Annotated in this window: 14 protein-coding genes; 7 read left to right on the top strand and 7 right to left on the bottom strand. The window is 73.0% G+C overall.

Translation table 11 applies throughout. The features are described 5' to 3' along the window. Window positions 1–1727: DEAD/DEAH box helicase (locus tag JWR81_RS11785; protein WP_297650499.1), on the bottom strand; the 1727-nt coding region annotated here is incomplete at its 3' end. A 302-nt stretch (window positions 1728–2029) separates the two neighbouring features. Between JWR81_RS11785 and JWR81_RS11790 the strand changes: the two genes are divergently transcribed. Both JWR81_RS11790 and JWR81_RS11795 read left to right on the top strand, forming a co-directional pair. After that, window positions 2030–2707 (top strand): ferritin-like fold-containing protein, encoded by a 678-nt coding sequence (locus JWR81_RS11790; protein ID WP_297650501.1) that lies wholly within the window; start codon window positions 2030–2032, stop codon window positions 2705–2707. A gap of 103 nt (window positions 2708–2810) precedes the next feature. After that, window positions 2811–3035, top strand: coding sequence for a DUF3107 domain-containing protein (locus tag JWR81_RS11795; RefSeq protein WP_297650503.1), 225 nt, complete (start codon window positions 2811–2813; stop codon window positions 3033–3035). A gap of 62 nt (window positions 3036–3097) precedes the next feature. On the opposite strand, the gene JWR81_RS11800 is transcribed toward JWR81_RS11795, so the two are convergent. Together JWR81_RS11800 and JWR81_RS11805 are read right to left on the bottom strand one after the other, a co-directional pair. Further along, window positions 3098–3442, bottom strand: a complete 345-nt coding sequence (locus JWR81_RS11800) for a DUF4873 domain-containing protein (protein WP_297650505.1) — start codon at window positions 3440–3442, stop codon at window positions 3098–3100. Next, window positions 3432–4136 (bottom strand): TetR/AcrR family transcriptional regulator, encoded by a 705-nt coding sequence (locus JWR81_RS11805; protein ID WP_297650507.1) that lies wholly within the window; start codon window positions 4134–4136, stop codon window positions 3432–3434. The genes JWR81_RS11800 and JWR81_RS11805 overlap by 11 nt, the downstream gene beginning before the upstream one ends. Window positions 4137–4186: 50 nt before the next feature. Between JWR81_RS11805 and JWR81_RS11810 the strand changes: the two genes are divergently transcribed. After that, window positions 4187–5107, top strand: coding sequence for a diiron oxygenase (locus JWR81_RS11810; RefSeq protein WP_297650509.1), 921 nt, complete (start codon window positions 4187–4189; stop codon window positions 5105–5107). Continuing rightward, on the top strand, window positions 5107–5994 hold the full coding sequence (locus tag JWR81_RS11815) for an alpha/beta hydrolase (protein WP_297650511.1): 888 nt from the start codon (window positions 5107–5109) through the stop codon (window positions 5992–5994). Before JWR81_RS11810 ends, JWR81_RS11815 begins: the two co-directional genes overlap by 1 nt. Before the next feature lie 68 nt (window positions 5995–6062). Here the strand turns inward: JWR81_RS11815 and JWR81_RS11820 are convergent, their stop codons facing one another. Genes JWR81_RS11820 through JWR81_RS11830 form a run of 3 tightly spaced genes read right to left on the bottom strand, consistent with a single transcriptional unit; the run spans window position 6063 to window position 10034 of the window. Next, entirely contained in the window at window positions 6063–6689 is a 627-nt protein-coding gene (locus JWR81_RS11820) for a TetR/AcrR family transcriptional regulator (protein ID WP_297650513.1), read from the bottom strand. 37 nt (window positions 6690–6726) lie between these two features. After that, window positions 6727–9090: a cation-translocating P-type ATPase gene (locus JWR81_RS11825; RefSeq protein WP_297650516.1), complete on the bottom strand. Its 2364-nt coding sequence runs from the start codon at window positions 9088–9090 to the stop codon at window positions 6727–6729. Next, complete coding sequence (locus JWR81_RS11830; RefSeq protein ID WP_297650519.1) at window positions 9087–10034, bottom strand: hypothetical protein; 948 nt, start codon at window positions 10032–10034, stop codon at window positions 9087–9089. Before JWR81_RS11830 ends, JWR81_RS11825 begins: the two co-directional genes overlap by 4 nt. Before the next feature lie 368 nt (window positions 10035–10402). Between JWR81_RS11830 and JWR81_RS11835 the strand changes: the two genes are divergently transcribed. From JWR81_RS11835 to JWR81_RS11845, 3 genes are all read left to right on the top strand, one after another. Further along, window positions 10403–11425 carry an alpha/beta fold hydrolase gene (locus JWR81_RS11835; RefSeq protein ID WP_297650521.1) on the top strand — a complete coding sequence of 341 codons (1023 nt, stop codon included), beginning with the start codon at window positions 10403–10405 and terminating at the stop codon, window positions 11423–11425. A gap of 52 nt (window positions 11426–11477) precedes the next feature. After that, window positions 11478–12650, top strand: a complete 1173-nt coding sequence (gene moeZ / locus JWR81_RS11840; RefSeq protein WP_297650523.1) for an adenylyltransferase/sulfurtransferase MoeZ — start codon at window positions 11478–11480, stop codon at window positions 12648–12650. A gap of 216 nt (window positions 12651–12866) precedes the next feature. Continuing rightward, complete coding sequence (locus JWR81_RS11845; protein ID WP_297650525.1) at window positions 12867–13523, top strand: hypothetical protein; 657 nt, start codon at window positions 12867–12869, stop codon at window positions 13521–13523. A gap of 42 nt (window positions 13524–13565) precedes the next feature. Here JWR81_RS11845 and JWR81_RS11850 read toward each other — a convergent pair. Then, window positions 13566–14341: site-specific integrase (locus JWR81_RS11850; RefSeq protein ID WP_297650527.1), on the bottom strand; the 776-nt coding region annotated here is incomplete at its 5' end.

The following is a 14341-nucleotide window of genomic DNA, read 5'->3' on the forward strand; positions in this document are numbered from 1 at the left end:
CGGCGACGGCGCGGCCGGGCGGCCTCGCCCTCGGCGCCGGGAGCGGAGTCGCCCTCAGCAGGCCCGCTGGCGGACGGCGCCGGAGCCGTGGTGTCGGTGCCCTCGGTGGCGGTGGCGACCGGCGTGCCGTCGGCCGTGACACCCCCGCGGCTGCGCGTGCGGCTGCGCTCGCGATGCGGCTTTCGCGGGGCCACGACGTCGTCGGACGAGCGGCCGCCGCGGTTGCGGTCGCCGCTGCGCTTGCGGCCGCCGTGGTCGCCCTCGGTGTCGACGTACTCGGCCTCCAGCCCGGCCCGGGTGCGCTGCGAGTGCGGCAGCCGTCCCTTCGCGTTCGTCGGGATGTTCAGGTCCGTGTAGAGGTGATCCGAGGTGGAGTAGGTCTCCGGCGCCTCCGGCATGTCCAGCCCGAGGTCGTCGCTGATCGTCTTCCACTTGTGGAGCTCGTCCCAGTCCACCAGCGTGACGGCGACGCCCTCCTTGCCGGCGCGGCCGGTGCGGCCGATCCGGTGGACGTAGGTCTTGGAGTCCTCGGGGCACTGGTAGTTGATGACGTGCGTGACGTCGGTGACGTCGATGCCGCGGGCGGCGACGTCGGTGGCCACCAGCACGTCGACCTTGCCGGAGCGGAACGCGCGCAACGCCTGCTCGCGGGCGCCCTGGCCCAGGTCGCCGTGCACGGCGGCCGCGGCGAACCCGCGGTCGGCGAGGTCGTCGGCCACGCGCTGCACGGTGCGCTTGGTGCGCGCGAAGATCATCGTGAGGCCGCGGCCCTCGGCCTGCAGCACGCGGGTGAGCAGCTCGACCTTGTCCATCGCGTGGGCGCGGTAGACGAGCTGGCGCGTGGTCTCGTGCGTGGAGCCCTGGTCGGACTCCTCCGCACGGATGTGCGTCGGGCGGTTCAGGAACGCGCGGGAGAGCGCGATGATCGGGCCCGGCATCGTGGCCGAGAAGAGCATCGTGTGGCGCTGCTCGGGCAGCATCCGCATGATGCGCTCGACGTCGGGCAGGAAGCCCAGGTCGAGCATCTCGTCGGCCTCGTCGAGCACGAGGGCCTTCACGCGGCCGAGCACGAGCAGACGCTGCTCGGCGAGGTCGAGCAGCCGGCCCGGGGTGCCGACGACGACGTCGACGCCCTTGCGCAGGGCGGCGAGCTGCGGTTCGTAGGCGCGGCCGCCGTAGATGGCGGTGACGCGGATGCCGAGGTGCTTGCCGGCGTCGGCGATGTCCTTGGCGACCTGCACACACAGCTCGCGGGTGGGCACCACGACGAGCGCCTGCGGCACGTCCTTGGTGCGGTCGGCGGCCTCGCCGTCACCGGTGGCGGCGGGCTGCTCCGACGGAGGCACGACGCGCTGCAGCAGCGGCACGCCGAAGCCGAGGGTCTTGCCCATGCCGGTCCGGGCCTGGCCGATGACGTCCTCGCCGGCGAGTGCCAGCGGCAGCGTCAGCTCCTGGATGGCGAACGTGCGCTCGATGCCGGCCTCGGCCAGCGCCTTCACGATCTCGGGGCGGACGCCCAGCTCCGCGAAGGTGGGGGACTCGGGCTTGACGGCGGCGCCGGCCTGCAGGGGCTGCGCCTCGGCGAGAACCTCGGCGGTGGGGTCCGCGGCGTCCTCAGCCGGGGTGGTGGACTGTTCGGGGGTGGTCTCGTTCTGAACGGACAGGATGATCGCCTCTCTCCGCGCACAGGAGCCCGAGGCCGGCTCGTCGACCACTGATGCGAACAAGTGGGAGAGCCGACGAGGCGCTGCACGCACCAGGTCGTTGCGGTCCGATCCCGGAGTACCGTTCGCCGACCGCGCAGGAGCGCGCACCCACGTCGGGCGCTGCGCTTCCACCCATCCTACCCGGTCCGGGTGGTGCGAGGGATCCCGGCACACCGTTCGTCCGGTGATCTGCACCGCGCGACGGCCCGTGCACGCGGCGTGTCCGTGCTGGTCCGCGCCCCCGTCGGAGGCGGGCGGCCACTCGTCCGGCGTCGCTGACCGGGGTACCTGCGCACTACGCTCCCGGGCATGGGGTTTCAGGCATGGTGACGGCATCGGACGGGGAGGCCGTGCTGGACGCGGCCGCCGCACGCGCCACCGTCGACCTGCTCGGGGTGCTCGCCTACGGCGAGCTGTCGGCGTTCGACCGGCTTGCGGAGGACGCGCGCACCGCGCCGTCGATCAGCGGGAGGGCGGCGCTCGCGAAGATGGCGGCCGCCGAGATGGGGCACTTCAAGTTGCTGGAGGAGCACCTCGCCGGGCTCGGGGTCTCCGTCGAGGACGCGATGGCACCGTTCATCGGGCCGCTGGACAGCTACCACGCCTCCACCGCGCCGCGGAGCTGGCTGGAGTCGTTGGTCAAGGTCTATCTCGGGGACGGGCTCGCCGCCGACTTCTACCGCGAGATCGGCGGCTGGCTGCCCGGTCCCACCGGGGAGCTCGTGCAGCAGGTGCTCGCCGACACCGGCCACAGCGCCTTCGCCGAGCGCGAGGTGCACGCGGCCTGCGAGTCGCACCGCCAGGTCCGCGACCGGCTCGCGCTGTGGGGGCGGCGGCTGCTCGGGGAGGCCGTCACCCAGGCCCAGCACATCGTGGCCGAGCGCGACGAGCTCGCCGAGTTCATCGTCTCCGGATCCGGGGATCTCTCGGGCATCGCCGCGCTGCTCAAGCGACTGCAGTCCAACCACGGCAAACGGATGGCCAAGCTCGGCCTCAACTGACACGTGGGTCGCGCACGGCGGACGCCCGGGCGCGGCCTCGGACCCCTGGCGCGACTAGCCTGGCCGGGAGAAGGTTCACTCGTCACGAGCAGGAGGTTTCCCGGTGGATGTCAAGATCGGCATCGCGGACAGTCAGCGCGAGCTCGTGGTGGCGAGCGACCAGTCCGCCGACGAGGTCGCTGCTCTGGTCGACGAGGCGCTCGCCGGCGACGGCCTGCTGAAGCTGGTCGACGAGAAGGGGCGCAAGTACGTGGTGCGCTCCTCCGCCATCGCGTACGTGGAGATCGCGCCCGAGGAGGGCCGCCGGGTCGGCTTCGCCATCGGCTGAACAGCACGCATCGCCGGACGCCCGGGCACCCGCACGCCGCGGGTGCCGGGCGTTCGTCGTGCTCAGGCGTCGTCGAGCACCGGCTCGTCCAGCGCGTAGGGCAGTGCGCCCACGCCCGTGACGCGGTAACGGCCCCACGGGTCCACGTCGCCGAGCCGCGCCTCGGACCGGCCGCCCGCCGAGCTCAGCTCGATCCGGCTCGTGGTCGACGTCATCGCCCGGACCAGGTCCGGCTCGGGTGCCTCGTCGTCGAGGGTCAGCCGCCCGAACCAGTGCAGCCTGCCGTCCAGCGGCTCGTGACGGGCGTCCAGCAGCACCCGCACCGGGACCGCCCGGCCGTCGACGGTCAGCGTCGCGGGGCCGGAGTAGCCGTCCTCGTGCTCGTCCTCCGTGTGGTCATCCGCCACCGTTCTCTCCCGTTCTCTTCTCCGCCAGGGACACCACACGCAGGCGAGCAGGGTCCGCCTCCGCCTCGCCCAGCACGCCCGACAGGCCGCCCCAGATCATCGACGTCAGGTAGCCGGTGAGGGCGGCGCGGCTCATCGTGCGGCGCTCGAGCCACCAGTCACCGGCACTCTGCACCATCCCGACGAGCCCCTGCGCCCAGACCTCGGCACCGCCGGAGTCGAGGCCCTGCCCGCGCAGCCGCTCGCCGATCAGCGCGGTCAGCAACCGCGCGATCTGCTCGCGCGCATCGTCGACCACCTCGGCGCCGGTGGCCCGCTCGATCGGGTGGTGCACGACGAACCGCCACAGCTCCGGCTCGTCCTCGATGCCCGCGAGGAACGCGTCGACGATGCCGTGGATCAGCGCCGGCGGATCGCCGTCGACGGTCAGCGCGGGCCCGATGCGCCCCATCAGCAGCGACACGGCCTCCTCGCCGACGGCCTTCTGCAGGTCGGCGCGATCGGAGAAGTGCCGGTAGAGCACGGGTTTCGTGATGCCGGCCATCGCCGCGATCTCGGCCACCGACACGGCGGGCCCGTGCGTGCGCACGGCGTCCATCGCCGCGGCGACCATCTCCGCGCGCCGCTCGGCGCGGCGCTGCTGACGATCGGTCGGCGTCTTCTCGGGCTTGACAGGAGGCGTCTGGGGCGGCACCGTACCAGTGGTAACAGTTACCAGTGGTAACAGCAAGAGAGGAGCGTCCGATGACCGCGCCTGCGAAGAGCCGCACTCCGAGCGTGAAGACCGTCAACGACCGCGAGGCCACCGCCGAGCGGCTGCTCCGCTCGTCGCTCGACCACTCCTACGAGCCCAGCATCGACATCGACTGGGACGCCCCGCTCGTCGAGGGCAAGTGGGGCATGCCGGCGCACCGGTCGTCGCTCTACGGCACGGAGCTCTGGGAGGGTCTCACCGAGGAGCAGCGGCAGACGCTGACCATCCACGAGGTCTGCAGCGTCGCGCGCATCGGCCTGTGGTTCGAGATGATCCTCATGCAGATGCTGCTGCGGTACTCCTACGACCGCGACCCGCGCCGCCAGCACATCCAGTACGCGCTCACCGAGATCGCCGACGAGTGCCGCCACTCGATCATGTTCGCGAAGATGACCGAGCGCTACGGCGTGCCGGACTACGCGCCCAGGGCGCTCACCCACAACCTCGGCCGCCTGTTCAAGACGATCGGCTACGGTCCGGCGATGTTCGCGGGCACGCTGTTCGTCGAGGAGATCCTCGACCAGCTCCAGCGCGAGTCGATGCGCGACGAGTCGGTGCAGCCGCTCTCCCGCATGGTCAACAAGATCCACGTCACCGAGGAGGCGCGACACGTCCGCTACGCCAAGGAGGAGCTGGCACGGATCATGCCGAAGACCAACCGCGCGCAGCTCGCCATCGGCCAGTACCTCTCGGCCCGCATCGCCCACGTCGTCGCGCGCAACCTGATCCACCCGGACGTCTACAAGTCCGTGGGCATCGATCCCGAGGTCGGACGCAAGGCCGCGCTGGCCAACCCGAACTGGCAGGAGACGCTGCGTTGGACGGCCCGCAAGCTGGTGCCGTTCCTGCGCGAGCAGAAGATCATCGGTGGTCCGATGGAGTTCCTGTGGCGGAAGGCGTACCTGGTCTGATGAGTGCCTCCACCGTCGCGGCCGCCGACGGCCTCGCGCTGAACGTCGAGGTCGACGGGCGCCACGACGCACCGGTCACGGTGCTCCTGGCCCACGGCTGGACGCTCGACGCGCGCACCTGGGGCCCGGTCACACGCTCGCTCGTGGGCGGCACGCCCGCGCGCGTCGTGCGCTGGGACCACCGCGGGCACGGCCGCTCCGCCGCCGCCGACCCCTCGACCATGACGATCGAGCAGCTCGCCGACGACATGGCCGCGGTGATCGCGGCCGTTGCGCCCGCCGGTCCGCTGGTGCTCGCCGGGCACTCGATGGGCGGCATGACGATCATGGCTCTCGCTGATCGCAGGCCCGAGCTGTTCGAGCGCGTCACGGGCATCGCGCTGGTGGCCACCGCCAGCGGCGGGCTCGCCGGCCACACCATGGGGATGCACCCGCGCGTCGCGGCTCTGGTCCAGCGCGGCGAGGGCCGGATGTACGCCTCGCCCGGCTGGGCGGCCCGGCGGCACCTGGGCAGCCCGCGGCTGCTGGCCCCCGCCCTGCGCTGGCTGCTGCTCGGCCCGCGCTCTGGTCCGGAGGCCGTGCGGATCACCGTCGAGTCGGTGGCCGAGTGCCGCCCGCTCACCGTCTCGGGCTTCCGGCCCACGCTGGAGGCGCACGAGCGGGACGCGGCGCTCGCGGTGTTCGCCCACATCCCGACCGTGGTGCTGGTCGGCACGAAGGACCGGTTGACGCCCGTGCGGCTCTCGCGGCGGATCGCCTCCGCGCTGCCGTCGGCGTCGCTGTCGATCTTCCCGGAGGCCGGGCACATGCTGCCCGTCGAACGGGTCGCAGGAGTGGCGGGCCGGATCGGCGCCCTGGTGAAGGGTGCCGTGCCGGCCGGCCGCTGACCGGGGGACGTGCCGCTGCCCCAGGCTCCCGGGGCAGCGGCACGTGGTCCGCCCACGGGCGGGAGACGTCAGTCGTGGACGAGCGGGAAGCCCGCGAGCCCGCGCCACGCCAGGCTCGACATCAGCGCCACGGCCTCGTCGCGAGGCACGTCCTGGTCGGAGTCGAGCCAGTACTGAGCAGCCACCTGGCTGAGCCCCACCAGGCCGACGGCCAGCAGCCGGGCCCGCGCGGCGTCCATGCCGGCGTCGGTGGTGACGGCGGAGGCCACCGTGTCGATGCACCGCGTGAGCGCGCCGTCCACCACGGCGGCGGCCTCGGGCTCGCCGCGCAGGTCGGACTCGAAGACCAGCCGGTAGGCGTGACCCTCGCCCGCCACGAAGTCGAAGTACGCGGAGACGGCGGCGTGCACCCGCTCCTCGTTGTTCGCGGTGGCCACGATGGCCTTCTGCACGCGGTCGACGAGCTCGTCGGCGTAGGTGGTGAGCAGCGCCCGGTAGAGCTCGAGCTTGCCGGGGAAGTGCTGGTAGAGCACCGGTTTGCTGACACCGGCCTTCTCGGCGATGGCGTCCATGGCAGCCGCGTGGTAGCCCTGGGCGGCGAACACGTCCCGCGCCGCGACGAGCAGCTGGGCCCGTCGTGCGCTCCGTGACAGCCGGGCCCCCCGCGGCGTCGCCGGGGCAGTCGCCTCGCTCATGCCGCCACCGTCCCTTCACCGTGCTGGACGGCTCACCTTACCGGTCGGTAGCTCTTTCGGGTGGCAGGTTGGCGCCCGATTCTTCGACCGGCGCCGGGGCCGTGCCGCGGAACTTGCGCAGCCGCAGGCTGTTGGTGACGACGAACACCGAGCTGAACGCCATCGTGGCGCCCGCGATCATGGGGTTGAGCAGGCCGATCGCGGCCAGTGGGATCGCGGCCACGTTGTAGGCGAACGCCCAGAACAGGTTGCCCTTGATCACGGCGAGGGTGCGGCGGGAGAGCCGGATGGCGTCGACGGCGGCGAGAAGATCACCTCGCACGAGGGTCAGGTCGCTCGCCTCGATCGCCGCGTCGGTGCCCGAGCCGACGGCCAGTCCGAGGTCGGCGGTGGCGAGCGCGGCGGCGTCGTTCACGCCGTCGCCGACCATCGCGACGACCTTCCCCTCGGACCGCAGTCGGGCGATCGTGTCGACCTTGCCCTCCGGCAGGACCCCGGCCACCACGTCCTCGGCCGCGATGCCGACCTCCTCGGCCACAGCGCGTGCGGCCTCGGCGTTGTCGCCGGTCAGCAGCATCGGGGTGAGCCCGAGGCCGCGCAGCCTGCGCACCGCCTCGGCGCTCTCCGGGCGCAGGGTGTCGCCCACGACGATCACGGCGCGCGCGATGCCGTCCCAGGACACGGCCACGGCGGTGTGTCCGTCGGTCTCGGCCGCCGCGACGGCGTCGGTGAGCACCTGCGGGAGCTCGATGCCGTGCTCGCTGAGCAGCGTGTGCCGCCCGACCAGCACCGCGTGGGCGATGACGACGTCGCCGTCCAGCTCGGATACGACGCCGCGCACGCCCAGCCCGGGGAGGCTGTCGAACTCAGCGACGCCCGGCAGCTCGCCGAGCCGCTCCTGCGCGGCGGCAGCGACAGCGCGCCCGACGGGGTGCTCGGACGCCTGCTCGACGGCCCCGGTGAGGCGCAGTGCCTCGTCGGCGTCGACGCCGTCCACGGGGTGCACGCCGTGCAGGGTCATGCGCCCGCTGGTGAGCGTGCCGGTCTTGTCGAGGACGATCGTGTCGACGCGGCGGGTGGACTCCAGCACCTCCGGGCCCTTGATGAGCACCCCGAGCTGCGCGCCGCGCCCGGTGCCGACGAGCAACGCGGTCGGCGTGGCCAGCCCCAGCGCGCACGGGCAGGCGATGATCAGCACCGCGACCGCGGCGTTGAACGCCGTGTCGGCCCCGGCGCCGGAGCCCAGCCAGAACCCGAGCGTGGCGACGGCGAGCACGATCACGATCGGCACGAACACGCCCGACACCCGGTCGGCCAGCCGCTGCACGGCCGCCTTGCCGTTCTGAGCGTCCTCCACCAGCCGGGCCATCCGGGCGAGCTGGGTGTCGGAGCCGACGCGGGTGGCCCGCACCACGAGCCGTCCCGAGGCGTTGGTGCAGCCGCCGACCACCGCGTCGCCGCGGCCGATCTCGACGGGCAGCGACTCGCCGGTGATCATCGAGGCGTCCACGGCGGAGCTGCCGTCCTCGACGACGCCGTCGGCCGCCACGGTCTCGCCCGGCCGCACCACGAACCGGTCGCCGACGGCCAGCGCCGCGACCGGCACGCGCGACTCGACCCCGCCCCGCAGGACGGTGACGTCCTTCGCGCCGAGGTCGAGCAGGGCGCGCAGCGCGGCGCCGGCCTGCCGCTTGGACCGGGCCTCGATGTACCGCCCGGCCAGGATGAACACCGTGACCCCGGCTGCCACCTCGAGGTAGATGGAACCCGCGCCGTCGCCGCGCGCGACGGTGAGCGTGAAGGGGTGCGTCATGCCGGGGACGCCCGCGGTGCCCAGCAGCAGCGCGTACAGCGACCAGCCCAGCGCGGCGAGCGTGCCGATCGACACGAGCGTGTCCATGGTGGCGGCGCCGTGGCGCAGGTTCGTCCAGGCCGCGCGGTGGAACGGCCACGCCCCCCACGCGACGACGGGCGCGGCGAGTGCCAGTGAGATCCACTGCCAGTAGGTGAACTGCAACGCGGGCACCATCGACAGCAGCACGACCGGCACGGCGAGGGCCGCGGAGATCAGCAGCCGGTCGCGCAGCGCGCGCGTCGGGTCGGCGGGCTCCGCGACCGGCCCGTCGGGCGCGGACGGCGGCGGGGGCAGCTCGGCGGTGTAGCCCGCGGCCTCCACCTGCGCCACGAGCGCGGCGGGGTCGAGCGCGTCCGGGAAGTCGACGCGGGCCTTCTCCGTGGCGTAGTTGACGGTGGCGGTGACACCGTCGAGCTTGTTGAGCTTGCGCTCCACCCGGTTGGCGCACGAGGCGCACGTCATGCCGCCGATCACCAGCTCGAGCTGCCGGGTGGCGGCCTCCGCGGGCCCGCTGTCGCGTGCCGCGTCGGGCGCGACGGTGGTCATGATCCGTCCCTGGTCTCGAGGGTGAACTCGGCGAGGTGGAGCGACCCGCCCGTGCGGAACGTGAGGAACAGGCGGTAGCCGCCCGTGCTGGGCACCGTCGTCGTGAACGCGACGGCCGGCCCGGACCGGTCGGTGGCGGTGGGTGCCGGGCCCTCCCCGTAGTCGACGGGCACCGTGGCCAGGTCGCTGCGGCGCAGCACCACCAGGTCGCCGAACGCGGTGTTCAGCGGCTCCAGGTCGGTGACGGGCTGCCCGTCGCGGCTCACGGTGGCGAAGACCTGGGACGTGCGGCCGGCGACGAGGTCGCCGTCGAGGCGGACCTGGTAGCCGTCGACCTGTGCCACGCGTGACGGAGCGAACGTCACGGGCGCGAAGGCGCCGGGGGCGAACAGGTCGGTGCCCAGGACGAGCGCGGGCCCGCCGCTGGGTGTGAAGTCGGCGTAGACGCGGTAGACGCCGGCCGCCGGGAGCACCAGCGGTGCGCGCCAGACCCCGTCCGGGGTGAGCACGGCCTCCGGCTGCACGAACCCCGCGGCGTCGCGGCGCACCACCGCGAGGCGCATGCGCGTGCCGTCGCGGGATTCGAAGGCCGAGACGGTGGCGCCGTCCGCGTCGGTGACGGTGAACGCCAGCTCGCCGGGCTGCCCGGGCGTGAAGGTGGTGGTGCGGGGCACGAGGGAGTACCCGTCGGCGGTGGCGGCGAGGCCGTCGGTGGCCGTCGTGGTCAGGGGGGCGTCGGCCGTGTGGCCGGCCATGCCGCCCATGTCCATCCCGCTCATGTCCATGCCGGCCATGCCGTCGTCCGGGGAGCCTGCGGGAGCGGCGGCGGGGGCCGGGGTGCTCGGGACGGACCGGGGCCCGACGGCCGCCCCGACGCCCCACGCCGTGCCGAAGGCGAGTGCGAGCGCGGCCGCGTATCCGCCCAGCCGTACCGCCGTGTGCATCGCGCGCGCCCTCCCGTCCGGTCCCTGTGATCGTTCAACGCCGGCGGGTCCCGTTCGATAGCCCCGCTCGTCGAGAACATACCACTGGGGGGTATCTCGGAAACCGGATCGACGTCGTGACGGAGGAGGTGTGGACCACGTTTCCTGCGCGGGTGTCGTGGAGGAGATCCTCGGGGACCCCGGTGCGAACTGGTACGTCTACCTCCCGGCAGGGCATCGTGCCTCGGCGGGCGGCCCGGATGGCCGGCATCGCCTGCGTCACCATGACGTCAGAGCCGATCGGTCCCGGGAGATCGACGGCAAGGAGCGGGAGCGGCGCACCTCACCGGGACTGGCGACGGCGCAGTCGTTCGGGTCATGCTCGTCCCGTGGCCTCCCTGACGTCGTTCTCCGTTCGCCCGCTCGTCACCCGGGCGGCACGTCCGGCGACGGCGGTGCCGGACGTCCCGCTCGCCGATCCGGCCACGCTCCCCGTGCGCGACGAGCACCGGCGGCCGTGGCCCGGCCGCGAGGTGGCCTCCGGCGGGGTGACGTTGCACGTCCGCGAGACGCCGGGCCCCGACGGCACCCCGGCCGTCTACGTGCACGGGCTGTCGGGATCGGCCACCAACTGGACCGACCTGGCCGGCCTGCTCGCCACCCGCGCGGCCGGCACCGCGGTGGACCTGCCGGGGTTCGGGCTCACCCGTCCCGCGCCCACCGCCGACTTCACGCCCTCCGGCCACGCCGACGCGCTGCTGTGCTTCCTCGCCGGTCAGGGGCGCCCCGTCCACCTGATCGGCAACTCCCTCGGCGGCGCGATCGCGCTGATGGTGGCCGCGCGACGCCCCGAGTTGGTGCGGACGCTCACGCTGGTGTCCCCGGCCATGCCGGACCGCAGGCCCGACCCCCGACGGGTCTCCGACCCGCGGATGGTGCTGGCGATGGTGCCCGGTCGCCTCGGTCGCCGGGCGCGCGCTGAGCTCGCCGCCGTCACCTACCGGCAGCGCGCGGAGAACGTCATGCGGCTGTGCTTCGGCGACCCCGGCCTGGCCACCGAGCACCGGCTCGCCGAGGCCGCCGCGGAGATCGAGGCCCGCGCTCACCAGTCGTGGGCGGGCGAGGCCGCCGAGCGCACGGCGAAGGCGATGCTCGCGAGCTGGGTGCGTGGGGAGTCGCTGTGGTCGGTGGCAGCCCGGGTGCGCGTGCCGTCGCTGGTGATCTGGGGCGACCGCGACCGGCTCGTCGCCCCGCGGCTCGGCCCGCGCACCGCCGCCGTCCTGGGCGGGAAGCTGCACGTGCTGCCCGGCGTCGGGCATGTGGCGCAGATAGAGGCTCCCGACGCCGTCGCGCGGGCCGTCGCCGGCATGTGGGACGCCGTGGCCGACGGGCGATGGGAAGATCGGGCCTGACGTCCGCGTTGAGGCGGACAGGTACGTGAGTCGAATTCGAGGAGCATTGACCATGGCGCTTCCGCCGCTCGTGGAGCCGGCCGCCGGACTGACCAAGGACGAGGTGGCCCGCTACAGCCGTCACCTGATCATCCCGGACGTGGGGATGACCGGTCAGAAGCGGCTGAAGAACGCGAAGGTGCTGGTCGTCGGTGCCGGCGGGCTCGGCAGTCCGGCCCTGCTTTACCTGGCCGCCGCCGGCGTGGGCACGCTCGGCATCGTGGAGTTCGACGAGGTCGACGAGTCGAACCTGCACCGCCAGATCATCCACGGGCAGTCCGACATCGGGCGCCCGAAGGCCGAGTCGGCGCGGGACTCCATCAAGGAGGTCAACCCGTTCGTCGAGGTCCGCCTGCACCAGGTGCGGCTCGAGGCCGACAACGTCCTCGACATCTTCCGTGACTACGACCTCATCCTCGACGGCACCGACAACTTCGCCACGCGCTACCTGGTGAACGACGCCGCGGTGCTGCTGGGCAAGCCGTACGTGTGGGGCTCGATCTTCCGCTTCGAGGGTCAGGCCTCCGTCTTCTGGGAGGACGCCCCGAACGGCAAGGGCCTCAACTACCGCGACCTCTACCCCGAGGCGCCGCCGCCCGGCATGGTCCCGTCCTGCGCCGAGGGCGGCGTGCTGGGCGTGCTGTGCGCGTCGATCGGCTCGATCATGGTCAACGAGGCCATCAAGCTGATCACCGGCATCGGCGAGACGCTGCTCGGCCGCCTCATGGTCTACGACGCGCTCGACATGACCTACCGCACCATCAAGCTGCGCAAGGACCCGCAGGCCACGAAGATCACCGAGCTGATCGACTACGACGCCTTCTGCGGCGTGGTGTCCGACGACGCGCAGAACGCCGCCGCGGGCCACACGATCACCCCGCTCGAGCTCAAGGACATGATGGACTCGGGCAAGGAATTCGCCCTCATCGACGTCCGCGAGCCGCACGAGTACGAGATCGTGAAGATCCCGGGCTCGATCCTCATCCCGAAGGACCGCATCCTCTCGGGCGAGGCGCTCTCGGAGATCCCGCAGGACAAGCCGGTGGTGCTGCACTGCAAGTCCGGCGCCCGCTCGGCCGACGCCCTCGCGGCGCTGCACAAGGCCGGCTTCAAGGACGCCGTGCACGTCGGCGGCGGCGTGCTGGCATGGGCCAAGCAGGTCGACCCCTCGCTGCCCACCTACTGATCTTCCACCCCGCGAACGGCCCGTCCGGACGGCTCCACGTCCGCGCGGGCCGTTCGCGAATTCCGGCGTGTGCGTACCGAGCGTGACCGTGCCCTGCTGCGGTTCGCCAGTTGGAGCAGTGACAAATCGGGCATTCGCCCGGTAGCGTCCCATCCCCGAAGATCATGACGGACTGTGCGTGCCGCGGGTCCCGTCACGGCGATGGGGGATGCCTCCGTGGACTACGTACAACGCTGCTCGCTGCCCGGATGTGACGCCCCGATCGCCGACGTGCCGGGCCGCCCGCCCCGGCTGTACTGCACGGCCGCCCACCGGGCCGCGGCCCGGCACGCGCGGCGTGCCTCGATGCACCCCGACCAGGACGCCCGGCTGGCCGATACGCTGCCGTGGCTGCGGGAGCCCGATCCCGTGCCGGTCCGGGCCCCGTCCGCGGCGGCCGACCACGGTCGCGGTGCCCCGGTGCGGCCTGCTCCGGTGCCCGGGCCCCCGGCGACGCCCCGTCGCGGCCTGCGGTCGCGGCTGAGCGCCCGGCTTGGCGACCGGCTCCCTCGCCGCCGGGCCATCGCGGTGCTCGGGGCGGCCGGGGTCCTCGCCGGCGGGTACGCCGTCACGTCGTCGACGTCCACGGAGGTCGCCGGCCCCACGCAGGACGTCCCGCTGGGGGAGACCACCGACGACTGGGCCGCCCGCGCCCAGGTCACGCTGACCTCGGTGGACAGCCAGCTCGACACCATCGCCCGCACCGAGGCGGCCTGGAACGCCGTGCCGGGCAACACCTCCTCGGCCACCACGCCCACCGCGGTGGCCGAGCTGAAGGAGCGCAAGGCGCTACTCGAGAAGCGGCGGGCGGCGCTGCGGTCGCAGCTCGACTGATCTCTACCGGCCAGTAACTGCTTCTGACCTGCATCGCAGCGGTCACGATGATCGCCCGGTCCGCACCGAGTCCGCACTCGGCGGGTCCCAGGCCGTGTCGATGGCCTTCCGGGTGCGCTCCTCGGAGCCAGGCACGAGGTGCCCGTACACCCGCAGGACAAGCGTCGCGTTCTCGTGCCCGAGGCGCTCCGCGACTGCGACCACTGACTCGCCGGCGGCCAACAGCACCGACGCGTAGTGGTGTCTCAAGTCGTGACTCGTGCTACCCGCGGGCAGCTTCGCCTTCTCCACTGCGGGCGCGAAGACCTGGGACCCGTAGAACGCCTGGTGATAGGGACGGTCCGTGGCGGTGTGGAACAGCAACCCCGTTGGGGAGGCCGGGAACGCCGCGAGGTGCGCCGCCAGCTCGTTCGCCACGACCTTCGGCATCGGGATCGTCCGCCTCGACTGCCGGGTCTTCGGCGGCACCATCTCGCCGGTATCCCGGTCGGCCTGGTGGTCAATCCGCACCGACCGTCCGAGGAAGTCACAGTTCTGCACCTGCAGGCCGAGGAGTTCGCCGACACGCAGTCCGAGCCCGGCTTGCACGTAGACCATCGCCCGGTACTTCGGTGCCATCGACTCGGCTAGTGCCCGGACCTGGTCCACCGTGAGCGGCACGATCCGCTCGCGATGCGCAGCGGGCAGCGTGAGCTGGACGACGGGGGAGGAGCCGACGAGGCGGTCGAGCACGGCCGCGCTGTAGATGGACTGCAGCGTCGACACGAGCTTCCGCAAAGTAGATGGGGCAAGTACCTGCGCCCGGTCGGTGGCCCAGG

It is taken from the genome of Pseudonocardia sp., assembly GCF_025965585.1.
Taxonomy (GTDB): Bacteria; Actinomycetota; Actinomycetes; order Mycobacteriales; family Pseudonocardiaceae; genus Pseudonocardia.

What these genes read in the sequence shown, in the direction of transcription:
- JWR81_RS11790 (WP_297650501.1), top strand. Translation starts at nt 2,030, where the DNA reads ATGGTGACGGCATCGGACGGGGAGGCCGTGCTGGACGCGGCCGCCGCA.
- JWR81_RS11810 (WP_297650509.1), top strand. Translation starts at nt 4,187, where the DNA reads ATGACCGCGCCTGCGAAGAGCCGCACTCCGAGCGTGAAGACCGTCAAC.
- JWR81_RS11815 (WP_297650511.1), top strand. Translation starts at nt 5,107, where the DNA reads ATGAGTGCCTCCACCGTCGCGGCCGCCGACGGCCTCGCGCTGAACGTC.
- JWR81_RS11820 (WP_297650513.1), bottom strand. Translation starts at nt 6,689, where the DNA reads ATGAGCGAGGCGACTGCCCCGGCGACGCCGCGGGGGGCCCGGCTGTCA.
- JWR81_RS11825 (WP_297650516.1), bottom strand. Translation starts at nt 9,090, where the DNA reads ATGACCACCGTCGCGCCCGACGCGGCACGCGACAGCGGGCCCGCGGAG.
- JWR81_RS11830 (WP_297650519.1), bottom strand. Translation starts at nt 10,034, where the DNA reads ATGCACACGGCGGTACGGCTGGGCGGATACGCGGCCGCGCTCGCACTC.
- moeZ (WP_297650523.1), top strand. Translation starts at nt 11,478, where the DNA reads ATGGCGCTTCCGCCGCTCGTGGAGCCGGCCGCCGGACTGACCAAGGAC.